The organism is Arthrobacter sp. AOP29-A2-19, assembly GCF_058138025.1.
Window position 1 is genome coordinate 3,688,808 of the sequence record NZ_CM176894.1, and the last position, 24,411, is coordinate 3,713,218.

Genomic DNA, 24,411 nt, shown 5'->3' on the forward strand with positions numbered 1-24,411 from the left:
CTCCGCTCAGAGCGCCCAGGGCCCGAAGCGGCCCCAAGCAACAAAGGCGGCCAGCGCGAACAGCGCGCCGGTGAACCCGATGGCACTGAGCTCCTTTTTGCGGAAGTGGTAGGCGGAGGCCAGTACCATCACGACGGCCAGGCCGCAGGCCGCCACCGGAACCAGCGCCGGGGCGATGCGCGTGAGGGCCGGCAGGACGAGTCCCACCGCGCCGAGGAATTCGGCGACTCCGATGAACCGCACCGCGGCCGGGCTGAAGTCGCGCGTCCAGGGCAGCGACTTCGCCAGCTTGTCGGCCGGTTGGGTCAGCTTGGTGATTCCGGCCGTGACAAACAGCGCGGCGAGAATGATTTGGGCAATCCACAGGGCGACGTCCACGGGCTGGTTCCTCCGTTTTTCCGTGGCCTTCCGGCCGGCTCGACCCCATCATCTGCCCGGCGGGTGCCGGTGGGGAAGCCCGCGGGGCGCCCGGTGGGAACGCGGGTGCCACCAAGGAAACGCGGCGGACCAAACGGCGCCGGAATCAACCACAAAAATCCCCGGAAATCCATTGCTACCAAGGTTGCGAAGTGGTAACGGTCTGGGCTTCGAGCGCCAGAGCGGGGGCCGCGGCGGGCCTCCGTAGCTACGCTCGTACCCCTGACAAGGACCCGTGGAGCCCGGTCAGCAACTACGAAACCAGGGTGAAGAAGGTCCTAACGTGTGGGAATTCGTTGGCGAAAGATATCGCCAAATACTTTTTGCCGCGTGGCAACATTTGAGCCTCGTGGTCCAGTGCCTGGTGCTCGCGACCGTCATCGCGGTGCTCCTCGCCGCGCTGGCCTACCGCAGCAAGGCGGCGAGCGGCGTCGCGAACAGCATCTCCGCCATCGGCCTCACCGTCCCGTCCTTCGCGATGATCGGCCTGCTGATTGCGCCGTTCGGGTTCGGGGTTCCTCCGGCGGTCATCGTGGTGGCGTTCTTCGCGGCCCTGCCGATCCTGCGCAACGCGTTGGTCGGCCTCGGCGGCATTCCCGCCGCGACCGTGGAGTCGGCGCGCGGCATCGGCATGAGCCGGCTTCGGACGCTGGCCACCGTCGAGATCCCCATGGCCTGGCCCGTCATCCTCGCCGGCATCCGCGTGTCCGCCCAGATGGTCATGGGGGTCGCCGCCGTCGCGGCCTACGCCCTGGGCCCGGGCCTCGGCGGATTCATCTTCTCCGGACTTTCCCGACTCGGCGGCGCCAACGCGTTCGAGTCCGTCCTCGTCGGCGTCGTCGGCGTCGTCCTGTTGGCCCTTCTCCTCGACCTGCTGCTCGTCGGCCTGGGTCGTCTGACTACTCCGCGAGGTATCCGTGTCTGAGACCACCACCGCCACCACCACCGGCCCCGAGGGCGTCACCGGCGCCTCGATCCTCCTGAAGGAGGTGACGAAGCAGTACCCGGGACAGGTCAAGCCCGCCGTCGGCGGCCTGACGCTGGAGATCCCCGCCGGGTCCATCGTGATGTTCGTCGGCCCGTCCGGCTGCGGCAAGACCACCACCCTGAAGATGATCAACCGCCTGATCGAGCCGAGCAGCGGAAGCATCGTCATCAACGGCGAGGACGTCACCGGGATGGACGGCGACAAGCTGCGCCGCAAGATCGGCTACGTCATCCAGGCTGGCGGCCTCTTCCCGCACATGACCGTCGCCACGAACATCGGGCTGGTGCCGAAGATGCTCGGGTGGGACAAGGCGCGCATCGCCGCCCGCGTCGACGAGCTGCTGGAGCTGGTCTCCCTGGACCCGGACACCTACCGTGACCGCTACCCCAAGGAGCTCTCCGGCGGGCAGCAGCAACGCGTCGGCGTGGCCCGCGCCCTCGCGGCCGACCCGCCGGTGCTGCTGATGGACGAGCCCTTCGGCGCCGTGGATCCGATCACCCGGCAGCGCCTGCAGGACGAGCTCATCAACATCCAATCGGAGCTCCAGAAGACGATCGTCTGCGTGACGCACGACTTCGACGAGGCCGTGAAGCTGGGCGACTGGATCGCCGTCTTCGACGAGGGCGCGCAGCTGGTCCAGTACGACTCCCCGGACCGCATCCTCGCGAACCCCGCCAACGAGTTTGTCGAAAACTTCATCGGCTCCGGCGCGGGCCTGAAGCAGCTCACGCTGAACCGCGTGCACGACGTCGAACTGGCGGAGGCCGTCACGGCAGTCCCTGGCGACCTCGCCAGCGATGTCCTCTCCCGCCTGCAGGGCGCCGGCGCGAAGCACGCGGTGGTGCTGGACAAGCGCAGCCGGCCCATCCAGTGGCTCTCCCGCCGGCAGCTCAGCCGCATGCAGGTCGTGTCCGACGCCGTCGATCCGGCGCTTCCGCTGGTTTCGGACCGCTCCACGCTCAACGACGCGCTCGACGCAATGCTGGTGGGCAGCGCCAGCGCTGCGCTGGTCACCGGCCGGCGCGACGCGTTCCTGGGCCTGGTCACCGTCGACACGGTCATGGATTCGATCCGGGCCGCGCAGGAGGCCGCCAAGGGCGATTCGGAATCGCCCGTGGGGCTGAACAGCGGCGCCATTCCGATGGCGGCCCTGGAGTCCGCCATCGCGGCGGCCGGAAACCCCGCGGACCCCGCGGGCGCCGCCGGCACCGGGGGCGAACGATGAGTTCGGCGGACACGGCCCGGCACACCCCGCCTGACGCGTCGGACGGCACAGCAACCGAAGCGGCGCCGGAAGCGGCGCCGGGAACGACGGCGGAGCAGGCCGGTCCGCGCGCGGGCCGCACCGCCGTCGCCTCGTGGAAGGCCCTGTGGTGGCAGCTCGGAGGCATCGCGCTCGGCTTTGCGCTGGTCGTCGGCTGGCTCGCCACAGCCGACCTGACCGAAACCGAGCGCGCCACCTTGGCCCCGGACGCGCTCTGGGGCTACGCCCAGGAGCACCTCCAGCTGACGGTCGTGGCCGCGCTGATCGTGCTGGTGGTCGCCATCCCGCTGGGGATCCTGCTGACCCGCGGCCGGCTGCGCCGCTTCAGCGCCCCGGTGATGGCGCTGGCGAACATCGGCCAGGCCGCGCCGGCCATCGGACTGGTCGTGCTGCTGGCGTTCTGGCTGGGCTTCGGCTTCTGGGCCGCCGTCGTCGCACTGGTCGCCTACGCCCTGCTTCCCGTGCTGCGCAACACCATGGTGGGGCTGCGGCAGGTCGACGAGCGGCTGATCGAGGCGGGCCGCGGCATGGGCATGAGCGCCGCGGCCGTGCTGTTCAAGGTGGAACTGCCGCTCGCCGTGCCGGTGATGCTCTCCGGCATTCGGACCGCGCTGGTGCTGCTGGTGGGAACCGCCACGCTCGCCACGTTCATCAACGGCGGCGGGCTAGGGATCCTGATCACCACCGGCGTCAACCTCAACCTCACCACGGTGCTGGTGGCGGGGTCGCTGCTTGTGGCCCTGCTGGCGCTGGTGGTCGATTGGCTGGGACGGCTCGTGGAGCACGTCGCCCGCCCGAAGGGACTGTGACCATGGGGAACAAGGCGAACAACGGGACCGCCGCACGCCGCCGTCGCGCGCTGGCCGCCGCCGCGGCGCTCGCCGGGGCCGGACTGCTGGCGGGCTGCGGGCTGCAACCCGCCGCCTCCTACGTGCCGCAGGCCGGACCCGGCACCATCAGCCCGGCCGAGGACCTGCCGGAGGACGCGTCCGTGGTGGTGACCAGCAAGAACTTTACCGAACAGCTGGTGCTGGGCAAGGTCGCCGTGCTGGCCGCCCAGGCCGCCGGCTTCGAGGTCACCGACCTGACCAACGTCCCGGGCAGCCAGCCGGTCCGCGAGCTGATGCTTTCCCAGCAGGCGGACTTCACGTGGGAGTACACGGGCACCGCCTGGATCACCTACCTGGGCAACGCCGAGGGCATCCCGGACAAGCGCGAGCAGTATGACGCCGTCCGCGAGGCCGACGCCGCCAACGGCCTCACGTGGGGCGAGCCGGCTCCGCTCAACAACACCTACGCCATGGCGGCGAGCCGCGAGGTCGCGGAGGAGCTCGGCGGGATCACCAAGATGTCGCAGATCGCGGACCTGCCCGCGGCGGAGCGGACCTTCTGCCTGGAGCCGGAGTTCAACTCGCGTCCGGACGGCTTCAACCCGATGCTGGAGGCCTACGGGTTGGAGCGCGGGGCGGCCGACGGCGTGCCGGACGACAACGTCGGCATCTACGACACCGGCGCCGTCTACTCGGCCACGGACAACGGAGATTGCAACTTTGGCGAGGTGTTCACCACGGACGGCCGCATCGATTCGCTGGACCTGGTGGTTTTGGAGGACGACAGGAACTTCTTCCCGGCCTACAACGGCGCCCCGGTGTTCAACACGGCGACGCTGGCCGAGTACCCGCAGTTGGAAGAGGTGTTCGCGCAGGTCTCGCCGCTGCTCACGGACGAGGTCATGCGCCAGATGAACCTGCGCGTGGACGTCGACGGGGAGGAACCGGCCGACGTGGCGTACGAGTGGATGGTCTCGGAGGGCCTGATCACCGAGGCGGGCGCCTAGGACCAGGCCACCACCAGGCGTGCGGCCTGGTCCGGGACCGTGACGTCGATCCCGGTCAGTTCGGCAAAGCGGCGCAGCCGGTTCATCAGTGTGTTGCGGTGGCAGAAGAGCAGCCGCGTGGATTCGGCCACGCTGCCGGTCGCCAGGTAGGTCCTGGCCGCGGCCACCAGGCGCTCGCGCTCCACGCGCCCGCACCGGTCCAGGGCCGCCTCGACATCGGACGCCACGGGCATCCCGGCCTCCGCCAGCCGGAGCCGGGCGATCCGGGTCCAGGACCTCTCGAGGGTCAGCGCCGCCTCGTCCGACTCTTCCACCAGCGAGGCGAGCTCCCGCGCGAAGCGGGCCGCGGACGCGACGCTCCCAAGCCCCGTCGTCCGCTCCACCAGCCCGCACCGAAGCCCGCGCAGGCGCTCCGTGGTCTCGCTGGCGGGGGAGCCGGCCTTCCCGTCCACGGGCCAGAAGGCCACCAGCCCGTCCGCCAGCGGGTGCGTCAGCATCACGCCCCCCGCGCGGGCGGCCAGCGCGACGGCGACGCGCAGCGCGGGGGCGTCCTCGCCGAGGGCCACCGCGACTCCCAGCGCCGCGTCCGGCGCCACGCCGATCTCGGTGGCTATCCGGCCGAGCAGCTCGGGCCCCGGGGGGTCCTGGCCGAAGATCGCGGCGACGTAGCCCTGGCGGATGGACGACGCCTCGCCGAGCATCCGCTGCCGTTCGGCCGCGTAGGTCGCCTGGGTCTGGCTCGCGTAGGAGTCCACGACCCGCCAGACGCTCTCGGTGTGGCGGACCAGCAGCGGGGCGTCCTCGTCGGCGGCCAGCCGCGTCAGCTCGGCCCACAGCACGGAGAAGTCGAGCCGGATCGCGGTCATCAGGGACTCGATGGGGATGTTCGCGCGGGCCCGGGAGACCCCCACGTCGGTCGCCTGGCCCAGGCGCGCCTCGTCCATGGCGCGCGCGTCGGCGTCGTGCCTAAGGCTGGTGATCAGCGCATTGAACGACGCCGTCGCGGTGCGCCGGATCTCGCTGGCCGGGAGGGGCGAGGCCGCGTAGTCCTCGATGCGCAGCACGCGTTCCAGGAACGTGTCGGTCAGCCGGTCGACGTCGAGCCGGTCCAGGAGCGCGTCCCACCGCACGGCGTCGGACGTATCGTCGGTTCCCACAAGATGTGACGTGAATAGTTCGCTCACATCAACACTTTATGGGCTTTTGCACACCTCGTGCCACAAATCCCGTGAGAAATCGCCGATGCGTGACGCCGCTCACTCCGGCATGCTGGAAGGCATCACCGCCGCGGGGCCGATCCCCCCACCCGCGGACACCGTCCCTGAGCAGCACCTAGTGCGGAGGCACCCATGACCGATCCCACGGCAGCACCCCCAGGAACCACCCGAACCGCGAACATCGAGGCGGGCGCCACGCGGCAGATCAGCGACAAGGAGGCCACCAAGGTCGCCATGGGCGCGCTCGTCGGCACGGCCATGGAATGGTACGACTTCTTCCTGTTCAGCGCCGCCGCCGCGCTGATCTTCAACGTCCAGTACTTCGCCAACGAGGACGCGACCGCCGCCGCGCTGGCGTCCTTCGCCACCTTCGGCGTCGGGCTCGTGGCCCGGCCGCTGGGCGGAATGTTCTTCGGCGCCATGGGCGACAGGATCGGACGGCGCAAGACCCTGATGATCACGATCGTCGGCATCGGCATCATCACGGGCTTCATCGGCCTGCTGCCGACCTACGCGGCCATCGGCATCGCGGCGCCCATCCTGCTGGTGCTGCTGCGCATCTTCCAGGGTCTCTTCGTCGGCGGCGAATGGTCGGGCGCCATGACCATCGTGGTGGAGAACGCGCCGCTCAAGCGCCGCGCCCGCTACGCCGCGCTCCCGCAGATCGGCTCCCCGATCGGCACCATCCTGTCCTCCGGCGGCTTCTTCCTGATGACCATCCTCTTCTCCCAGGAGAGCTTCGACTCGTTCGGCTGGCGGATCCCGTTCCTGGCGGCCTTCCCGATGCTGCTGGTGGCCCTCTACATCCGTTCGCGGCTGGACGAGTCCCCGGTCTTCACCGAGCTGATGGAGACCGGCGAGACCGAGAAGACCCCCATCCGGACCGTGCTGACCCACCACTGGAAGCACATCATCATCGGCATGGCCGCCGCGCTGCTCGGCGTCGGCGGCTTCTACCTGGTCACGGCGTTCGTGGTCTACTACGGCGTCAAGATCCTGGGCTACGAACCGTCGCTGATGCTGCTCGGCGGACTGGTCGCGGCCGTCGTCGAGATCCCGGTCCTGATCGCCGGCGGACGCCTCGCCGAGCGCTTCGGCGCCAGCAAGGTCATCATCTACGGCGGGCTCGTGTCCGCCGCCGTCGCGTGGCCCGCGTTCCTGATGATCGAGAGCGGGAACGACGTCGTCGTGGTCCTGGGCATGACCCTCGCCGTCGCCGCGCTTTCCTTCCCGTACGCCGCGTCCGGCACGGTGCTGACCGGCCTGTTCCCGGCCGCCACCCGCTACACCGGTGTGGGCTTCTCGCAGAACGTGGCCGGCATGCTCAGCGGATTCGTCCCGCTGCTCGCCACGGCGTTCGTCGCCGGCGCCGGCAACCACTGGTGGCCCGCCGCCGCGATGCTGGTGTTCCTGTCGCTGTTCACCGCCGTCGCGGGCGTCATCGCCCCGCGCATGAGCGTTGACCTGCCCGGGTTCAAGCACTAGTTCGCCCCCACCACACCTTACACACCGAGCAAGGAGACGCGCATGCCGCAGTCAGCCGGACACCTGATCGTCCGCCAACTCGAGGCGCACGGGGTGCGGCGCGCGTACTCCGTGCCGGGGGAGAGCTTCCTCGACGTCCTCGACGGGCTGTACGACTCGCCGATCGAGGCCGTGGTGGCGCGGCACGAGGGCGGCGCGGGGTTCATGGCGCTCGCCGAGGGCCGGCTGACCGGGGTGCCCGGCATCGCCATGGTCACCCGCGGGCCGGGCGCCGCCAACGCCATGATCGCCGTGCACACCGCGTGGCAGGACGCCACGCCGCTGGTGCTGTTCGTCGGGCTGATCCCGGTCGCGGACCGCGAGCGGGAGTCGTTCCAGGAGTTCAGCCTCACGGGGTGGTTCGGCAGCACCGCCAAGCGCGTGATGGTGCTCGACGACGAGCACCGCGCCGCGGAGATGGTGGCCGAGGCCATGCACGCCGCCGCCACGGGCCGCCCGGGCCCGGTGGTCGTCGGCCTGCCCGAGGATGTCCTGGTCCGCGTCACCGACGCGGTCCCGGTGGAGCCGCGCCGGGCGGTCCCGTCGCGGGTCTCGCCTGAGGACGCCCTCGATGCCGTGGCCAGGATCGCGGCGGCCGCGCGGCCCCTCGTCGTCGTCGGCGGCGACGGGTGGGACGGCGGCGACGGCGGCGCGGACGGATCGGTCGGCGCCGAATTCGCCGCCTGGGCCGCGGCCGCGCACGTCCCCGTGGCCGCGGACTGGCGGGCGTACGACGCCGTCCCGCACGGCTCGGACGCGTGGGCCGGCTGGCTGGGCTACTGCCGGGCGGACACGCTGGCCGCGCGGCTGGACGAGGCGGACCTGCTGGTCTTCGTCGGGTGCGGGCGGACGGACAACCTGACGGACGGCTACCGCCGCGGGCTGGACGCCGAGACGATCGTGGTGCTCCCGGATCCCGAGGCCAAGGGGCACGCCGGCCGGATCGACCTGCAGGTGGTCGGCAACCCGGCGGCGTGGGTGGCCGCTCTGCCCGAACCGTCGGCCGCGCGCGGCGGACGCACCCGGGACTGGATGGACGAGCTGGCCGCCGACCAGCACAGGTTCTCCGAGCCCGCGCCGGAGGCCTGCGACGGCGTCGACCTCTCGACGGCGATGGGCCTCCTGGACGCGCGCCTGCCCGACGAGCGGGTGGTGACCTACGGGGCCGGGAACGCCACCATCTGGGGCCACCGGTTCGTGGGACACAACCTTCCCAACTCCCTCGTGGGGCCGCGCAACGGGGCGATGGGCATGGCGGTGCCGGCCGCCGTCGCCGCCTCATTGGTGTTCCCCGACCGCCAGGCGGTGGCGATCTGCGGCGACGGCGACTTCCTGATGAACGGGCAGGAGCTGACGGTGTGCGGGGCGCACGGCGGGACCCCGCTGGTGATCGTCGTGGACAACGGCATCTACGGGACCATCGTCCAGCACCAGCGCGCGCACTATCCGGGCCGGCCGTCCGGCACCTCGATGGACAGCCCGGACTTCGCGGCCGGAATGCGCGCCTACGGCGGATTCGGCGAGTACGTGGAGACCACCGCGGACTTCGGCCCGGCGCTGGACCGCGCGCTCGCCAGCGGCCTGCCCGCGCTGCTGCACCTGCGTGCGGACCCGGCGACCATGCCGCCGTCGTCCGCGAATGCCGGCGCCGCCTCGAGCGTCGGGGGAGTGCGATGAGACTCGACCTCATCCTGGATGACGCCGACATCGTCACCCTCGAGCCGGTGCGGCCCCGGGCCCGTCGCGTGGGCGTGCTCCACGGCCGGATCGTGGGCTTCGACGAGGAACTGGACGGCTGCACGGCCGACCGGACCGTCTCGCTGGGCGGCGCCGCCGTCGTCCCGGGATTCATCGACGCCCACTGCCACACCACGTGGTGGGGGCTGGGGCTTTTCGCCGTCGACCTGGAGCCGGCGCGCGGGCTCGAAGAGCTGTACGCGCTGCTGGAGGCGGAGGTGGCGCGCCTCGCCGACCGGCCGGGCGTGTGGGTCAACGGCACCGGCTACAACCACAAGAACCACGGCGGCGCCTTCCCTGACATCGATCGGCTGGACGCGATCACCGGGGACCGGCCGCTCTACCTCCGCCACGTCTCCGGGCACCTGTCCATCACCAACACCGCGACGCTCGCGCTCGCCGGCGTCCTGACCCCCGGGTTCGAGGACCCCGTGGGCGGCGCCGTGCTGCGCGGCCGGGACGGCAGGCCGACCGGCGTCGTAGAGGAGTCGGCGCAGTCGCTGATCCAGGACCTCCTGCTGCCGTACCCGGTGGAGCAGATCGTCAAGGCGCTCGACGACGCCACCACGCGGTACGCGGCCGAGGGCATCACCAGCTTCACGGAGGCGGGCATCGGCGGCGGCTGGATCGGGCACAGCCCCGTGGAGCTGCAGGCGTACCAGGCCGCGCGGGCGGCGGGCCGCCTGCACGCCCGCGCCCAGCTGATGCCGGCGCTCGACGCGCTGCGCCCGCTGGCCGCGAACGCGGCCGACATGCACGGCGAGGGCCGCGGGCTGGGCTTCGACCTGGGGCTGCCGGCGGGCTTCGGCGACGACTTCCTGTCCCTGGGCCCGGTCAAGGTCTTTATGGACGGCTCGCTGCTCGGCGCGACGGCCGCCGTCACCGAGGACTATTGCGGCCACCCGCACAACCACGGGTACCTGCTCGACGACGCCGAAAGCTTCCGCGAGCGCGTCGCCGGCGCCTACCGCGCGGGTTGGCCAGTGGCCCTGCACGCGATCGGCGACGCCGCGATCGACCTCGCCACCGAGATCATCATCGGGTGCCAGGACAAGTACGGCCGCAACGCGCTGCCGAACCGGATCGAACACTTCGGCATCGCCCGCCCCGAGCAGGTGCGGCTGGTCGCCGAGCACGGGATCGCCGTCACGCCCCAGGCCGCGTTCATCGGCCCGCTGGGGGACCAGATGGCAGAGCTCGTGGGACCCGAGAGGGAGGGCTGGCTCTACCGCGGACGGTCGCTGGTGGACGCCGGCGCCGTCCTGGCGGGCAGCTCGGACCTCCCGGTCGCGGACAACAACGTGCGCCGAGGCATGCAGGCTTGGGTGGACCGGCTGACGGAAAACGGGCGCGTGCTCGGCGGGACCGCCGCGGACGGCACGGCCACCGAGGCCCTCACCGCCGAGGAGGCGCTGCGCACCTACACGGAGTGGGCCGCCGTCGCCACCGGGACGGAGGCGGACAAGGGCACCCTGCGCGCGGGGAAGCTCGCCGATTTCGCCGTGCTCTCCGCTTCCCCGCTGGCCGCCGCGGACATCTCCTCCCTGGACGTGCTGGCCACGATCGTCGGCGGCCGCTTCACCCACAACACCCTGGACGCGTCCGCCGAACCAGCCGGCGCCGCACCCGTCAACGCAACAGCTTCGAACGGAGCCCACCGATGAGCGCCATCACCCCCAACGAGGCCTTCCTCGCCGACTTCCGCTCCATGAGCACCATCGGGGCGACCGCGGGCGGGGGAGTGGACCGGCAGGCCGCGACCGTGGCCGACGGGCAGACCCGCAATTGGTTCCGCGGGCTTGTGGAGGGCCACGGGTTCGAGGTGCGCTACGACGAGATCGGGAACCAGTTCGCGCTGCTCGAGCTGGCGCCGGGCGCGCCGTACATCGCCATCGGATCCCACCTGGATTCGCAGCCGCTCGGCGGACGCTTCGATGGCGCCTACGGGGTGCTGGCCGGGGCGCACGCGGCGGTCCGGCTCAGGGACCGGCTCGCGGAGGATGCCGCGGGAGACGCCGGCGGCGCACAGGGCGTCGACGCCGGGGCGGCGGCGTCCGCGCCGAAGTTCAACATCGCCGTCGTCAACTGGTTCAACGAGGAGGGCTGCCGGTTCAAGCCGTCCATGATGGGCAGCTCCGTGTTCACCGGCAAGATCCCCGCCGAGCAGGCGCTCGCCACCACGGACCCGCACGGGGTCAGCGTGCGCGACGCGCTGGAGGCGATCGGCACCCACGGGGACTACCGGCTGGACGTGGCGGCGTACCTGGAGATCCACATCGAGCAGGGGCGCTCGCTCGAGGACGACTCCCTGGCGATCGGCCTGGTGGAGTCCACCTGGGGCGCGAACAAGTACGAGTTCGTTGTGCACGGGGAGCAGGCCCACACGGGGGCGACGCTGATCGCCGACCGCCGGGACGCCCTGCTGGGCGCCGCGGAGCTGGTGGTCGCGGCGCGCCGGATCGCGGGCGAGCACACCACCGAGGAGCACATGGTGATCACGTCCTGCGGCGAGCTCAACGTCTTCCCGAACTCGCCCGTCGTCGTCGCGAGCCGGGTGAACCTGCTGGTGGATGTGCGCAGCACGGACCCCGAGGTCCTGGCCGCGGCGGACGCCGACCTGCACCGCCGGATCGCGGACATCGAGCGCAGCGCCAACGTGACCATCGAGCGCGGCGCCGAGCACGTGTGGGCGGCGAAGGCCTACGACCAGGCGGGCATGGCGCTCGCCGCGGCCAGCGCCGACGCGCTGGGGCTGGGCCACGGCGTCGTCAGGACCCTCGCCGGGCACGATTCGACGAACATGAAGGACATCGTCCCCACGATCATGCTGTTTGTGCCCAGCGTCGAGGGCATCAGCCACAACGAGCGCGAGCTGACGAAAGACGAGGACATGCTCGCCGGCGTCGACCTGTTGACCGAGCTGGCCGGCCGCGTGGTGGCGGGCGACTTCGTCGCCCCCTAGGCAAGGCGTTTCGCCGAACGTAGGCGCTCCCCGCAGCCCGTTTCGACGACGGCAGATGATCGAAATGGGGCCAAACGCGACATCTGCCGTCGTCGAAACGCCGGGTGGGAACATCTGCCGTCGCAGAAATCCGTCCCAACGGCGAGCCGCCGCGGCGATTGTCAGGCCCGAGTGGCGGGCGTAGAGTGCGGACCCTCATCGGACAGATCGGGCCACCGGAAGGAACGGCAGTGCAGCAGTTGCTTCGAGTGCAAAACTTTGGTGTCTCCAGCGACGGATACGGCGCCGGCGAGGGGCAAAGCCTGGAGCGGCCCTTCGGCCACGCGGAACCCGCGGACATGTTCTCGTGGGCCGGGGCGACCGCGAGCTGGCCGAACCGGACCGATCCCGGCGGTAGCCGCGGGTTGGACGACTATATGACCCGCGACTTCCGCAACAACATCGGCGCCGAGATCATGGGGCGCAACAAGTTCAGCCCCTACCGCGGCCCCTGGGCCGACCACGAATGGGACGGCTGGTGGGGCGACGAGCCGCCGTTCCACACCCCCGTTTTCGTTATGACCCACTACGGGCGGCCGCCGCTCACCCTGTCCGACACCACCTTCCACTTCGTCGACGGCGAACCCGCGGCCGTGCTGCAGCGGGCCCGGGAAGCGGCCGGCGGGCGCGACGTCCGGCTGGGCGGCGGCGCGGCGACCATCCGCGAGTTCCTCGACGCCGACCTCGTCGACACCCTGCACGTTGCGGTGTCCCCCGTTGAGCTGGGCCGCGGCTCGAGGCTGTGGTCATCGCCGGAGGAGCTGTTCGATCGCTTCCACTGCGACGTCGTCCCGAGCCCCAGCGGCGTGGTGCACCACCTCTTCTGGCGGCGCTGAACAGAGAGCGCCCCACCGGCCCGGCCCCACCCGCTACTTTCGACGAAGGCAGACGCGCCCGCCCGGCGTTTCGACGAAGGCAGATGCTCGAGAAGGGGCCGAACGCGACATCTACCTTCGTCGAAACGGGAGGGGGGGACACCTGCCTTCGTCGAAGGCGCGGCACAGCCCCGCCACAGCACCGCCCAAGTTCGCCCATAGCCACCCTGCATAACGTGAGGTCAGGCGCGGCGAGGGTCCGTGCAGCGAAGGGAATCCCATGTTTGTTCGGTATCTGCGGCGCGAATTGTCTGGCAGGCGTAAACAGACCGCCATCATCGCCACCGCCATGGCCCTGGCCATCGCCCTGGTCATCATCGTCAACTCGCTGTCCTCCGGCGTCCGGGACGCCCAGGGCGCCGCGCTCGAATCGGTCTACGGGGTCGGCACGGACATCACCGTGACCACGACGCCGACGGCCCCCACCGAGAGCGGCGGCGGACCCCGCTTCGAGTTCGACGCCGGCGAGGGCACCGCGACCGACGACGGCGCGACGGCGGTCTCCCAGTCCCGGTTGACCACCGGCCGGGGCACGGCCACCTTCGATTCCGCAGCGCTCGCCACGGTCGCCGCCCAGGACGGCGTCGCCGCCGCGTCCGGGACGCTGTCCCTCACGAACTCGACCTTCAACGGCGAGCTCCCGCAGGCCGGCACGGCGCCCGACGCCGCGGCCGGCGCGGACACCGCCCAGGCGCCGCCCGGCGGCGGCCCGGGCGGCGGAGGCTCCTTCGACGTCGATTCCTTCTCCGTGATGGGCGTCGACGCCGGCGGCGCGGAGGTCGGCCCGCTCGCCTCGGCCACCCTCTCCGAGGGGCGGCTGCTGACGGCCGACGACGCCGGGGCCCACAACGCGGTCGTCGACGGGGCCTACGCGACCACCGCGGACCTCGCCCTCGACGGGACCGTCGCGATCGGCGGCGAGGACTTCACGATCGTCGGGATCGTCTCCGGCTCGGGGGTCGACGCCGAGAGCGCGTCCAACGTGTACATCCCGCTCGACGTGGCGCAGGAGCTCTCCGGCGCCGGCGACGCGGTCTCCACCGTGTACGTCCAGGCGGACTCGGCCAACCGGATCCCCGCGCTGAAGTCCTCCCTCGAGGCGGAGCTCCCCGACCAGACCGTCAACACGCAGGAGGACCTCGCGTCCACCGTCTCCGGTTCGCTGTCCACCGCCTCCGGGCTGGTCTCCAGCCTCGGCACCTGGCTCTCCGTCGGCGTCCTGGGGGTCGCGTTCCTCCTCGCCATCCTCCTGACCCTGTCCGGGGTGGCGCGGCGCACCCGGGAATTCGGGACGCTCAAGGCCATCGGCTGGCGCAACAGCCGGATCGTGCGGCAGGTTGCCGGCGAGTCCATGGTGCAGTCGGTCATCGGCGGCGCCGCGGGAATCGTGGTCGGAGTCGCAGGCATCGCTTTGATCAACCTGTTCTCGCCGACCCTGACGGCCTCGGCCGCGGCCACCGGCGCCGGACAGGGCCCCGGGCAGATGATGCCCGGCGGCGCGGGTGCGGTCGGCGGCCCGGGCGGCGGCTTCGGCGAGTCGGCCGCCGCCGCGGCCGACGTTGTGCTCAACGCCCCGTTCACGCCGGCCATCATGGCCGTCGCGGCCGGCATCGCGGTGGCCGGTGGGCTGTTCGCCGGCCTGCTCGGCGGCTGGCGCGCCGCACGGCTTCGCCCCGCCGAGGCCCTCCGGAGAGTCGCATGAGCGCGCAGCCGGACACCTCCACCACTTCAGGGACCCCGAGACACCAGGAGAACACCATGACCGAACAGACACTGTCCGTCCCCGGGATCGCCCCGGCGGATCCCAGCGTGCCGATGTTCCGGCTGACCGGCGTCGGGAAGACCTACCGGCAGAAGGACCGCAACGTCCGGGCCCTGGCCGGCGTCGACCTAACCATTCCCGCCGGCCAACTGGTGGCCATCCAGGGATCCACGGGTGGCGGCAAGTCCACGCTGCTGCAGATGCTCGGCGCGCTGGACCGGCCGACCACGGGCTCCGTCGCCCTCGCGGGACAGGAGATTTCGACGCTTGGTGACGGCGCGCTGGCGGGCATCCGCGCCCGCGATATCGGGTTCGTCTTCCAGCACTACAACCTCGTGCCCACCCTGTCGGCGCAGGACAATGTCGAGATGGGGCTGGAGCCGCTCGGCCTCTCCTCCGCAGACCGCGCCGCGCGGGCGGCCGAGGCGCTCGCGTCGGTGGGGCTCGCCGACCGCGGGAGCCACCGGCCCGGGGAGCTTTCCGGCGGGCAGCAACAGCGCGTGGCCATCGCGCGCGCCCTGGCCAAGCGTCCCAAGGTGCTGCTGGCGGACGAGCCGACGGGGAACCTCGACGAGACCACGCGGGACGAGATCATCACCCTCTTCGCATCGCTCTGGCGCGGGGGTTTGACGATCGTGATGGTCACCCACGACTCCGCCGTCGCGCGCCGCGCCGAGCGCCGGCTGCGGATCGACGCGGGCAGGATCTCGGAGATGGCGTAGCCGAAACAAGAGCGCGGCTCCGCGGGGGTGCCCGCGGAGCCGCGTCGTCGGCGGTCGGTTCGCTGGGTGTGCGGGGCGGATGCGCCCGGCACGCCCCCGCGCCGTCCTAGCTGGCCGGGTATCCGCCGTACTGCGCGCCCGGCTGGTAGCCGTCGTCGAAGCGGGCGCCCTGCGGATTCGCCGGAAGCAGCATCATGACGATCACGGCTACTTGGCCGAAGAACGGCACCAGGTTCAGAAGGATGAACCAGCCGCTGAAGTTGGCGTCGTGCAGGCGGCGGATGCCGAGCGCGATGCTGGGAATGATGACGGCGAGGCCGAAGAGGCAGTAGAGCAGGGTGCCCGTGAGGATCCCTCCACCCGGTTCTCCTGTCGTCGGATCCATGGTTGCCACGGCGCCCGCGATCATGACGGCCGTCAGGACGATGTAGACGAGGAAGTTGAACAGCGCCACCCACCAGTACTCGCTGCGGCTGGCGCGGCCGCTGAACGTGGCGTACTTCTTGAAGAAGCGCTTGATGGACGTTCCGAAGCCCGCGCCGTAGAGCGGCTGGGCCAGGCTGGCGGCCTGATTCGGGGCGTGGTCGATCGGCGTGGCCGCCGTGGGGTTTGGTTGCGTCATGGTTTTCCTCCAGTTGAGTGATCAAAACGCACGTTACGGGATCGGTGACAACTTTCACCCGCCATTCACCGCGCGTTGTTAAGCCTGTTGTGCGCGTGGGACAGCGTCGGACGCTGGGGGAACCGTCCACAACAACAGGAAGAGGTCCACATCATGACCAACCGCTTGGCCACAACGCTCGCCGGGTCCGCCACGGCCGCCGCCGTCGGAATCTCGCTCTTCGCACCCGCCGCCGCGGCGCAACCAGCCGACGCTTCCGGACGGGAGCGGACGGCGTCGCCCATCGTCATCGGGCACCGCGGCGCCGCCGGCACCGCGCCGGAGAACACCGTCGCAGCATTTAGGGACGGCCGCGCCTCCGGGGCCGACTTCTTCGAGATCGACGTCCAGCTCAGCGCCGACGGCGTGCCGTTCCTCTTCCACGACAACACGCCCGCGCGCACCACAAACGTCGGGACCATCTTCCCGGGCCGCGAGAACGACCCCATCACCTCCTTCACCTGGGCCGAACTGCAGCAGCTCGACGCCGGCTCGTACTTCTCCGACAAGTACATCGGTGAGAAGATTCCGCACTTCGATGCCGCGGCGGCCGCCGCGACGCGCAACACCGGCGTCTTCATCGAGATCAAGTCCCCCGTGTACTCTCCGGGCGTCGAGGAGGTCGTCGCCGACGCGCTGGCCACCGACCCGCGGTGGAAGAAGCTGGTGGACGCGGACAAGATCGAGGTCCTGGGCTTCGACGAGGCGTCCAACGTCCGCTTCGAGGAGCTGGCGCCGGAGATCCCCCTGCAGCAGCTGGCCGGCACCGTCCCGGACGCCGCCACCCTGGAGCGCTACGCGGGCTTCGCCGACGCCTTCGGCACCAGCTACCGGACGCTGGACGCCGACGGCGCCCAGCGCGTGAAGGACGCCGGCCTGGGGCTGGGCGTGTACACCGTGAACTCGATGGAGGCCGTCGAGGAGTCGACCGCCCTGGGCGTCGACCGCGTCACGGGCGACTTCCCGATCCAGACGGAGCGTTACCTGGAGGGCAAAAAGCCGTTCCCGGCGGCGCGCGGGCTGGAGATCTCCGACAGCGTCAACGATGTTCCGGGCGCCGACCTGGCTCCGGAGGTCGGCGAGCACGTGGTCGTCACCAACACCAGCGGGCGCGCCATCGACGTGTCCGGCCATGTCATCCGAGACGCCGCGAACAACATCCTGACCATCGGCGAGGGCTACGTCCTGGAGCCCGGCGCGCAGCTGCGCGTCTACAGCGGACCGGGCACCAACAGCGCCGACGCCTACTACAACAACGGCACCGTCAACGTCCTGAACAACGGCGGAGATTCCGTGGCGCTCTGGACTGGTCGCGGGACCCTGCTGGACACGTTCGCCAACTAGGGCCCTCCCGCCGCCGCAAGGCACAGCGCATTGATAGCTTCCCGACAGCCCCGCCTCACCCGGTGTCCGCATCGTAGAGAGGAAGCCGGCAATCCGTGCCGGCCCAACGGACTGCGCCGCCTCGGCGGCCCATGAAGGGAAATCACATGCCATCAAGGAAAAAGATCGCGCTGGGCACGTCGGCCGCCGCGCTGACGCTGGTCGCTGGACTCGGGGTCGCGGGGGTCGCCTCCGCGGCCTCGACGACGTCGGCGGCACCAGGCGCCAGCTCGGCCTCGGCGACGGACAATACGGCGGCCGACAACACGACGTCGGAGTCCACCACCGACGGCCCCCGCGCCGGCCACCGGGGCGACCGCGGCGCGTTGGCCGCGGGCCTCGCGTCCACGTTGGGCCTCGACGAGGACAAGGTCACGGAGGCCATCGAGGCGTTCCGCGAGGCGAACAGGCCGGCCGCGGGCTCCGGAGAGACGGGCGGCGCCACCAAGCCGGACCGTTTCGCCAGGGACGCCGAGCTTGCCGCCTCCCTCGCGGAAACGCTGGGCCTGAAGGAGTCGAAGGTCGCCGCCGCCCTCGAGGAGTTCCGATCCTCGGCCCGGACGGAGCGGGCGGAGGCACTCAAGACCACGTTGGACGCCGCGGTTGGTGACGGCACGCTGACGCAGGCGGAGGCCGACGCCGTCACGAAGGCTATCGAAAAGGGCGTGATCGGCGGGGGTCGCTAGCCGAACCGGTCACTCGGGGTCCCGCGCGGTCGTCCGTGCGGGACCTTGCCGGTCTGTGTCCGGATGTCCGCGGTGCACGGCGGCAGGCAGTCGCGCAGTGCGCGGACGTGCCTAGGCGACCAAGTCCGACTGCGCCGCCCGTGCCTGCCGGCGGGACTGGGCCTCCAGCAGCGACCAGATGTTCCCGGCGACCTCGGCCGTGTTGCTTCCGGCGACGACGACGGTCTGGTCCTCGTGGGTCAGGGTCAGGTCCACGGCCCTGACCGGGGACTTCTTCCGGCAGACGACGCCGCCGGTGAGCGAACCGTAGCGGACCGCGATGTAGACGGAGGAACCTCGATCCACGACGTCGGTGACGCCAACGGGAGTCTGGTTTCGGAGCTGGTCTAAGAGGTTGTGCATGGTGCCCTTGTTTCTCACGACAAGACGGGGGATGCCGCCTTGGGGTTTTCCCTCAGCAGGATATACGGGCGCCCGGCGCGCTTCCCGTTTGCGCCGCTCGATGACGCCTCTCCCGGCCCAAGACCGGTTGTCAGGGCGCTTTCGGCGGTCGGTCGAGTGCGGAACAACACACTTTCGAGGGGTCGGGACGGGTGTTGGACCACGCATCTGCCGGACTCGTCGAGGCGTCGGGACGTGTGGGCGGACGGCGAAGGACCCCAGCCGTGGGGGGGATGGCTGGGGCCTTCGTCGTCACTCGCACCTTCATGAGGTGTCTACGACACTAGGCGCCCCCGCTGAAAGGAACCTGTGCGCGGGGTGGCAGGAAGCTGGGCGCCCGGGACGGGCCTAGCGGCCGGGCCTGCGCCGGGCGTTGAGGCGGAGGGCCACCACGTTGGCGCCAACGATCAGCGCGATGCCCGCCCACTGGCACGAGTGCAGGCCCTCGTTGAGCGCGACCACACCTATGACCGCGGCGAAAACCGGATTCACGCTCGCCAGGATCCCGTAGAGGTTGGCAGGGATCCGGCGCAGCACCAGCAGATCCACGGTGTAGGGGACCACCGTGGCGAAGACCCCGGCGCCCAGGGCGAAGAGGATCGTTGCGCCGTCCGGGCGTCGGGTCGCGAAAACGAACAGCACCGCGGGAAGGAAAACGGCCGCCGAGACCCCCGCCGCCGCGGCGGTTCCCTGGACGCCCGGGATCCGGGCGCCGACCGTCTTGTTGAGGGCGATGTAAGCCGCCCAGCATCCCGCCGCGGTCATTCCCAGCGCGATGCCGAGGTAGTCGGTCGACGGCCCGGGTTGGGTGATCGCCACGACGCCGGCCGCCGCGGGCAGCGCGCACGCCTTTCCCGCCCATGTCCTGACGCCGGCGATGGCCACGGCGAGCGGGCCGAGGAATTCGAGGGTCATGGCCAGGCCCAGCCCGATCCGCTCCACCGCCGCGTAGAGGCTCAGGTTCATGCCCCCGAAGACGAGCGCCAACAGCAGCACCGGCCACCACTGCCTTCGCGAGAAGGAACGAAGGTCAGGGCGCACCATGGGCAGCAGCACCACGGCGGCGACGAGTTGCCGGACCGCGACCACTCCCAGCGGTCCCATGGCGGGGAAGGCGAGGGAGCCGCTGGCGGCGCCAACCTGGTTGGACAGAGCGCTGCCGATGTATGCCACTACCCCGGCAGAGCGCCCCTTGACCCCGGATACTGTCGTTTCCATGGGCCGATTCTGCGCCCCGCGGGGACCCCCGCAAAATGCATAAGTTAGTGTACTCATACGACTACTGCATGAATACACTGGTGGCGTGGACTTCGAATTGCGGCACCTGAGATCCCTTGTTGCCGTCGTGGAGACCGGAAGCTTCACCGACGCCGGGATCGAGTTGGGGATTTCCCAGGCCGCGGTCTCGAGGAACGTGGCCGCCCTCGAGCGGGCGCTGGGCGTCCGGCTGCTGCACCGGACCACGCGCAGCGTCGAACCCACCGCCGCGGGGGAGCGGACCATCCGCAGGGCCCGCCGCATTCTCTCCATCGTCGGCGAACTGCAGCGGGAAGCCACGGCGGAGGAGGAGACATTCAGGATCGGCTACGCCTGGTCCGCCCTAGGCCGCCACACGCCCGAGCTCCAGAGGCAGTGGGCCGAAGTGTTTCCGCACAGCGAGCTTCGGCTCGTCAGGAGCAACACGCCCACCGCCGGACTGGTCGAAGGCGTCAGCGACTTCGCCATCCTGCGCAGGATTCCGGAGGCCTCGGTCCTTGAGCTTGTGCTCATCGGGCACGAGAAGCGCTACTGCGCCATGGGCGCCGGGGACCCGCTGGCCGGGCGGCGGACCGTGTCCCTGGCCCAGATCGCGGACGCTCCCGTGGCCCTGGACCCCAAGACCGGCAGCACCACCCTGGACCTGTGGCCCGAGGGTCGGCGCCCGGTCCGGACCATCGAGACGGGGGACACCGAGGACTGGATGACCATGATCGCCACCGGCAAGGCCCGCGGCGTCACTGCCGAATCCACCGCCTACCAGCACCGCCGCCCAGGCCTGGTGTACCGGCTGGTCCGCGACGCCCCGCCGCTGGCCGTCTATGCAGCCTGGTCCAAGGCGGACCCGCCCCGAGGCGCGCGGGACGTCGTCGAACTGCTCGCCAGCCTGTACGCCTGAGGCGCGCTACGTGCCCACGACGTGGTGGACGGGCGCGGCCGCGTGCTGCTCCGCGAGCAGGTATTCCTGCACCGCCAACTCGGGCACCCGGTACGAGCGGCCGAACCGCACCGCCGGAAGGTCACCGGCGTGAACCAGGCGATACACGGTCATCTTCGACACCCGCATCGCCAGCGCAACCTCCGCCACCGTGAGGTAGTGCGCGTTCTCGAACCTCTGCAAATCAACCATTTGAAACCCCAATCAAGTGCTTACCGCTTCAGATGAATCAGTCGGCGCTCCACTCACGCGAACCACGGGAGCATCGTTGCTCGCTAGGTAAACACACGTTTCGGCGGGGCGCTAGGCCTATTTGCAACATATTGACTTCCTCAACTTGACAAACTGTCCCATGAGTCACACCGGTATTCAGGGAGCCCATGAGTCCCGAGTTACCAGAGAGTAGGGGATCCCAGCCCTGGGACGCGGCGTAGCTTGGGTCCATGAAGATCGTCTTCGCTCTGTGGTTGACAGTGATCGTCGGTGGTCTGGCGTACATGCTGGCCATCGGATTCTCGGGACGGTGAGATTCGTGGGGAGGGTGTGGCGGGACCACGCGTTGAGCATCGTTTTCGGCCTGTTGTTCGTGTTGTCGCTGGCCGGGCAGTCCCTCGCCGGGCTGGCCGTGTTCAACGAGGGACAGGCGGCGCACGGCGGGCCGCCGTCGTCGTACCTGGCCTTCGTGACGTCCTCCGCCTTTGTTGTGGACGTTGCCGAGAACTGGCAGTCGGAGTACCTGCAGTTCTCCCTCTTCGTCCTGGCGACGATCTGGCTGGTGCAGCGGGGCTCCCCCGAGTCCAAAAAGCCGGGCGACGAGGGCGTGGGCACGGACGCGGAGCAGTTCGTGGGTGGCCACGCACGGCCCGATTCTCCGGCCTGGGCAAAGGCGTCCGGCTGGCGCCGAGCCGTCTACTCCAATTCGCTGCTGCTGGTGATGGGCTCGGTCTTTTTCCTGTCCTGGTGGGCCCAATCCGTGGCCGGAGTGGCGGTCTTCAACGACGAGCAGGCCGCGCACGGGCAGCAGGGCGTCGGATGGGGGGCCTATGTGCTGGGCGCCGATTTCTGGAACCGCACACTGCAGAACTGGCAATCGGAATTCCTGGCTGTTGGCAGCATGGTGGTGCTGTCCATCTACTTGCGCCAGCGGGGATCCTCCGAGTCCAAGCCCGTGGGCACGCCGCACGCGCACAGTTCCACAGAGAGCGAGTAGGCGAGCCCATCCCGCCCTCCGGCTCGGCGCGCCTCAGGCGCGGACTTGCCGCGCGGCGCGACCCGCCAGGACGGGCGAGAACGCCAGGACGAGGATTCCCGCCAAGGGAACCACGAGCAGTCCGGTCGCCAGGCTGGTCGCGTCCGCGACGGCGCCCACAATCGGCGGGGAGAGCAGGAACCCGACCCGCATCAGCCAGCTGACGATGGTCAGCCCGGTGCCCGGCCGCAACCCCGGGAGTTCGTCCGCCGCGTGCATCGCGGCGGGCACCAGGGTGGCGACACCCAGGCCCGCTGCGCCGAATCCCACGATCGTCCCGGGGACGCTGGGGAGCAGCAGAGCGGCGCCCATGCCGACGACGACGATCGCGCCGCCCGCCTGCGCGACGGCCCGCTGCCCGAAGCGGTCCACGAGGCGGTCGCCGAGCAGGCGGCCGACGAATTGCGCGCCCGTGAGCGCGACGAAGCCCAGCGCCGCGACCGACGCGGCGGCTCCCAGGACGTTGTCGAGGTAGATGGCCGACCACGAGCTGCCGGCATCCTCCACCAGCGCGCCGGACGCCGCGATGAGCACCAGTGCGGCCAGCAGGGCATACCGCGCGATGCGCGCACGCGCCGCGGGAGGAGCGGCCGCCTGCCCGCGGCCACCGTCTGCCGCCCCGGCCGCCGCGGGTTCGAGGGGCTCCGGACCGGGCAGAAGGAAGCGGTAGAACAGCAGGATCGCGGAGCTGAACAGGATCAGGGAGGTGGCGAGGTGGGCGCCGCGGGGCACGTCGAGCCCCGCCGCGACCGCGCCCATCAGCCCGCCGAGGACGGCCCCGATGCTCCACACGGCGTGGAAGGAGTTGAGGATCGACCGCCCGTAGAGGCGCTGCACGCGCAGGCCGTGGGAGTTCTGCGCGACGTCGGTGATGGCGTCCATGGCGCCGGCCAGAAACAGGGCCCCCGTCAGCAGCGCCCACGTGGGGGCCAACCCGGCAAGCAGTATCCCGGCTCCGGTGAGGATGGTCCCCGCGACGGCGACCCGCGAGGAGCGGAACCGGCGGATGAGCATCCCGGACGCCAGGCCCGCGATGAGGGCGCCCAGCGGGAACGCGGCGACCGCCGCCCCGAAGGCCGCGTTGCTCAGGCCCAGGGCGTCCTTAATCTCCGGGTAGCGCGGGAGGAGGTTGGCGAAAAGCGCCCCGTTGGTCAGGAACAGCAGCGAGACGGCCAGGCGCGCTCGCCGGTTGTCGCGGCCGGCCGGGGCGGCCTGGAGCGTGTTGTTCAGGGCCTCGTGATTCATCGGGTCGTCACCATTCTCAGGACCGCGGCGCGGACTTCTGCTTCTGGGAGGGGGTTGAGGGATAGTGTCCGGTGGATCGAGAGTCCTTCGATGAGGGCGTCGAGCAGCGCGGCGGTGGTCGAGTCGAAGTGGCGTTCGAGCTCGTGGCGGCTACGCGCCATCCACGCGTCCGTCACCCGCCGCAGGTCCGGATTCCGGGCCGCCAGCGCGTACATCTCGTAGGACAGCATGGCGTTGCGCCGCGATCCGAGCGGTTCTCCGGTGATCAGCCCGACCACGGCGTCCACGGCCTCGGCTCCGTCGCGGGCGGCACCGAGGGCCTCCTCGAAACCGTCAGCCGTGGAGTCCGCGAGCAAGGTGAACGCCGCGGTGACGACTTCGTCGATGCCGGCGAAGTGGTATGTCATGGAGCCGAGGGGGACATCGGCGGCGGCCGCGACCTTGCGGTGCGTGGTGCCGGCGACCCCGTGTTCGGCGATGACGTCCAGTGCGGCCCCGATGATGCGCTCGCGCCGTTCCGGATCGTGCCGGCGGGGGCGCGCCCGCCCCGCTGGCGCCGTCACAGCTCGCGGATGACGCGCGCGGGGTTGCCGACCGCCACGACATTCGGGGGGACGTCCCGGGTCACGACCGCGCCGGCGCCGATGACGCTGTTGTCGCCGACGGTGACGCCGGGAAGGATGATCGCGCCGCCCCCGATCCACACGTTGTCCCCGATCGTGATCGGTTTGGCGGCCTCGAGCTTGTTGCGCCTGGGCTCTGGCTCGACGGGGTGGGTCGGGGTCAGCAGTTGGACGTTCGGCCCGATCTGCACGTCGTCGCCGATCGTGATGGGCGCGACGTCCAGGGCCGTCAGGTTGTAGTTGATGAAGGTGCGGTCACCGACGCTGATGTACTTGCCGTAGTCCACCGCCAGGGGCGGCCGGATCTCCGAATCCTCGCCGATGTGACCCAGCAGTTCCTTGAGCACGGCGGCGCCCCGCCCGCGGTCCTCGGGCCAGACCCGTCCGTAGCGGGAGGTCAGCTCGATCGCCCGGACGCTGTCCGCGGCCAGTTCCGGGTCGTCCGCAACATAGAGGTCGCCCGCGAGCATCCGCTCGCGCATCGATCGGTTGTCTGCCGGGAAGTGGTCACTCATGTGTACAAGTGTACGCATGGAGCCGATGGTGTCCAGTTCCGGCCCGTGGTTGGCCGATCGGGTCCCTTCC

Annotated in this window: 24 protein-coding genes; 15 read left to right on the plus strand and 9 right to left on the minus strand. The window is 70.7% G+C overall.

Annotated features, from left to right (window positions below):
* Window positions 1-6 precede the first annotated feature (6 nt).
* Complete coding sequence (locus AC3ZJJ_RS17060; RefSeq protein ID WP_489893013.1) at window positions 7-378, minus strand: DoxX family protein; 372 nt, start codon at window positions 376-378, stop codon at window positions 7-9.
* Between the two features lie 322 nt (window positions 379-700).
* Here AC3ZJJ_RS17060 and AC3ZJJ_RS17065 point away from each other — a divergent pair, with 322 nt between their 5' ends.
* From AC3ZJJ_RS17065 to AC3ZJJ_RS17080, 4 genes are read left to right on the plus strand one after another with little or no spacing between them, the layout of a single operon-like run.
* Window positions 701-1,342 carry an ABC transporter permease gene (locus AC3ZJJ_RS17065; RefSeq protein ID WP_489893014.1) on the plus strand — a complete coding sequence of 214 codons (642 nt, stop codon included), beginning with the start codon at window positions 701-703 and terminating at the stop codon, window positions 1,340-1,342.
* A complete protein-coding gene (locus AC3ZJJ_RS17070) occupies window positions 1,335-2,630 on the plus strand; it encodes an ABC transporter ATP-binding protein (RefSeq protein ID WP_489893015.1) in 1,296 nt (431 codons plus the stop codon). Before AC3ZJJ_RS17065 ends, AC3ZJJ_RS17070 begins: the two co-directional genes overlap by 8 nt.
* Entirely contained in the window at window positions 2,627-3,478 is an 852-nt protein-coding gene (locus AC3ZJJ_RS17075) for an ABC transporter permease (RefSeq protein ID WP_489893016.1), read from the plus strand. The genes AC3ZJJ_RS17070 and AC3ZJJ_RS17075 overlap by 4 nt, the downstream gene beginning before the upstream one ends.
* Window positions 3,479-3,480: 2 nt before the next feature.
* Window positions 3,481-4,506 carry a glycine betaine ABC transporter substrate-binding protein gene (locus AC3ZJJ_RS17080; protein ID WP_489893017.1) on the plus strand — a complete coding sequence of 342 codons (1,026 nt, stop codon included), beginning with the start codon at window positions 3,481-3,483 and terminating at the stop codon, window positions 4,504-4,506.
* On the opposite strand, the gene AC3ZJJ_RS17085 is transcribed toward AC3ZJJ_RS17080, so the two are convergent.
* Window positions 4,503-5,690, minus strand: coding sequence for a helix-turn-helix domain-containing protein (locus AC3ZJJ_RS17085; protein WP_489893018.1), 1,188 nt, complete (start codon window positions 5,688-5,690; stop codon window positions 4,503-4,505). The two genes, AC3ZJJ_RS17080 and AC3ZJJ_RS17085, sit on opposite strands and share 4 nt — an antisense overlap.
* A gap of 165 nt (window positions 5,691-5,855) precedes the next feature.
* Here AC3ZJJ_RS17085 and AC3ZJJ_RS17090 point away from each other — a divergent pair, with 165 nt between their 5' ends.
* The 7 genes from AC3ZJJ_RS17090 (at window position 5,856) to AC3ZJJ_RS17120 (ending at window position 15,344) form a co-directional block, all read left to right on the plus strand.
* Entirely contained in the window at window positions 5,856-7,208 is a 1,353-nt protein-coding gene (locus AC3ZJJ_RS17090; protein ID WP_489893019.1) for an MFS transporter, read from the plus strand.
* A 42-nt stretch (window positions 7,209-7,250) separates the two neighbouring features.
* Window positions 7,251-8,924, plus strand: a complete 1,674-nt coding sequence (locus AC3ZJJ_RS17095) for a thiamine pyrophosphate-dependent enzyme (protein WP_489893020.1) — start codon at window positions 7,251-7,253, stop codon at window positions 8,922-8,924.
* Window positions 8,921-10,648, plus strand: a complete 1,728-nt coding sequence (locus AC3ZJJ_RS17100; RefSeq protein WP_489893021.1) for an amidohydrolase — start codon at window positions 8,921-8,923, stop codon at window positions 10,646-10,648. The genes AC3ZJJ_RS17095 and AC3ZJJ_RS17100 overlap by 4 nt, the downstream gene beginning before the upstream one ends.
* Complete coding sequence (locus tag AC3ZJJ_RS17105; RefSeq protein WP_489893022.1) at window positions 10,645-11,946, plus strand: M20 family metallo-hydrolase; 1,302 nt, start codon at window positions 10,645-10,647, stop codon at window positions 11,944-11,946. The genes AC3ZJJ_RS17100 and AC3ZJJ_RS17105 overlap by 4 nt, the downstream gene beginning before the upstream one ends.
* Window positions 11,947-12,176: 230 nt before the next feature.
* Window positions 12,177-12,821 carry a dihydrofolate reductase family protein gene (locus tag AC3ZJJ_RS17110; protein ID WP_489893023.1) on the plus strand — a complete coding sequence of 215 codons (645 nt, stop codon included), beginning with the start codon at window positions 12,177-12,179 and terminating at the stop codon, window positions 12,819-12,821.
* 259 nt (window positions 12,822-13,080) lie between these two features.
* Window positions 13,081-14,562, plus strand: coding sequence for an ABC transporter permease (locus AC3ZJJ_RS17115; protein WP_489893024.1), 1,482 nt, complete (start codon window positions 13,081-13,083; stop codon window positions 14,560-14,562).
* Between the two features lie 113 nt (window positions 14,563-14,675).
* Window positions 14,676-15,344 carry an ABC transporter ATP-binding protein gene (locus tag AC3ZJJ_RS17120; RefSeq protein ID WP_489895887.1) on the plus strand — a complete coding sequence of 223 codons (669 nt, stop codon included), beginning with the start codon at window positions 14,676-14,678 and terminating at the stop codon, window positions 15,342-15,344.
* A 106-nt stretch (window positions 15,345-15,450) separates the two neighbouring features.
* On the opposite strand, the gene AC3ZJJ_RS17125 is transcribed toward AC3ZJJ_RS17120, so the two are convergent.
* Window positions 15,451-15,966 carry a DUF805 domain-containing protein gene (locus tag AC3ZJJ_RS17125; RefSeq protein ID WP_489893025.1) on the minus strand — a complete coding sequence of 172 codons (516 nt, stop codon included), beginning with the start codon at window positions 15,964-15,966 and terminating at the stop codon, window positions 15,451-15,453.
* Window positions 15,967-16,119: 153 nt separating this feature from the next.
* Between AC3ZJJ_RS17125 and AC3ZJJ_RS17130 the strand changes: the two genes are divergently transcribed.
* The gene (locus tag AC3ZJJ_RS17130) at window positions 16,120-17,349 is read left to right on the plus strand and encodes a glycerophosphodiester phosphodiesterase family protein (RefSeq protein WP_489893026.1); all 1,230 of its coding nucleotides are present in this window, start codon (window positions 16,120-16,122) and stop codon (window positions 17,347-17,349) included.
* Between the two features lie 146 nt (window positions 17,350-17,495).
* Window positions 17,496-18,074: a hypothetical protein gene (locus AC3ZJJ_RS17135; RefSeq protein WP_489893027.1), complete on the plus strand. Its 579-nt coding sequence runs from the start codon at window positions 17,496-17,498 to the stop codon at window positions 18,072-18,074.
* 111 nt (window positions 18,075-18,185) lie between these two features.
* Here AC3ZJJ_RS17135 and AC3ZJJ_RS17140 read toward each other — a convergent pair whose 3' ends face one another.
* Both AC3ZJJ_RS17140 and AC3ZJJ_RS17145 read right to left on the minus strand, forming a co-directional pair.
* Entirely contained in the window at window positions 18,186-18,476 is a 291-nt protein-coding gene (locus AC3ZJJ_RS17140) for a hypothetical protein (RefSeq protein ID WP_489893028.1), read from the minus strand.
* A 387-nt stretch (window positions 18,477-18,863) separates the two neighbouring features.
* Entirely contained in the window at window positions 18,864-19,733 is an 870-nt protein-coding gene (locus AC3ZJJ_RS17145) for an EamA family transporter (protein ID WP_489893029.1), read from the minus strand.
* A gap of 85 nt (window positions 19,734-19,818) precedes the next feature.
* Here AC3ZJJ_RS17145 and AC3ZJJ_RS17150 point away from each other — a divergent pair, with 85 nt between their 5' ends.
* Complete coding sequence (locus AC3ZJJ_RS17150; RefSeq protein WP_489893030.1) at window positions 19,819-20,670, plus strand: LysR family transcriptional regulator; 852 nt, start codon at window positions 19,819-19,821, stop codon at window positions 20,668-20,670.
* Between the two features lie 6 nt (window positions 20,671-20,676).
* On the opposite strand, the gene AC3ZJJ_RS17155 is transcribed toward AC3ZJJ_RS17150, so the two are convergent.
* Complete coding sequence (locus tag AC3ZJJ_RS17155; RefSeq protein ID WP_489893031.1) at window positions 20,677-20,901, minus strand: helix-turn-helix domain-containing protein; 225 nt, start codon at window positions 20,899-20,901, stop codon at window positions 20,677-20,679.
* Window positions 20,902-21,268: 367 nt separating this feature from the next.
* Between AC3ZJJ_RS17155 and AC3ZJJ_RS17160 the strand changes: the two genes are divergently transcribed.
* On the plus strand, window positions 21,269-21,919 hold the full coding sequence (locus AC3ZJJ_RS17160) for a DUF6766 family protein (RefSeq protein ID WP_489893032.1): 651 nt from the start codon (window positions 21,269-21,271) through the stop codon (window positions 21,917-21,919).
* 33 nt (window positions 21,920-21,952) lie between these two features.
* Here the strand turns inward: AC3ZJJ_RS17160 and AC3ZJJ_RS17165 are convergent, their stop codons facing one another.
* From AC3ZJJ_RS17165 to AC3ZJJ_RS17175, 3 genes are read right to left on the minus strand one after another with little or no spacing between them, the layout of a single operon-like run.
* Window positions 21,953-23,203, minus strand: coding sequence for an MFS transporter (locus tag AC3ZJJ_RS17165; protein ID WP_489893033.1), 1,251 nt, complete (start codon window positions 23,201-23,203; stop codon window positions 21,953-21,955).
* Window positions 23,200-23,766, minus strand: a complete 567-nt coding sequence (locus AC3ZJJ_RS17170) for a TetR/AcrR family transcriptional regulator (protein WP_489893034.1) — start codon at window positions 23,764-23,766, stop codon at window positions 23,200-23,202. Before AC3ZJJ_RS17170 ends, AC3ZJJ_RS17165 begins: the two co-directional genes overlap by 4 nt.
* Entirely contained in the window at window positions 23,763-24,341 is a 579-nt protein-coding gene (locus tag AC3ZJJ_RS17175; protein ID WP_489893035.1) for a sugar O-acetyltransferase, read from the minus strand. The genes AC3ZJJ_RS17170 and AC3ZJJ_RS17175 overlap by 4 nt, the downstream gene beginning before the upstream one ends.
* Window positions 24,342-24,411: the final 70 nt, after the last annotated feature.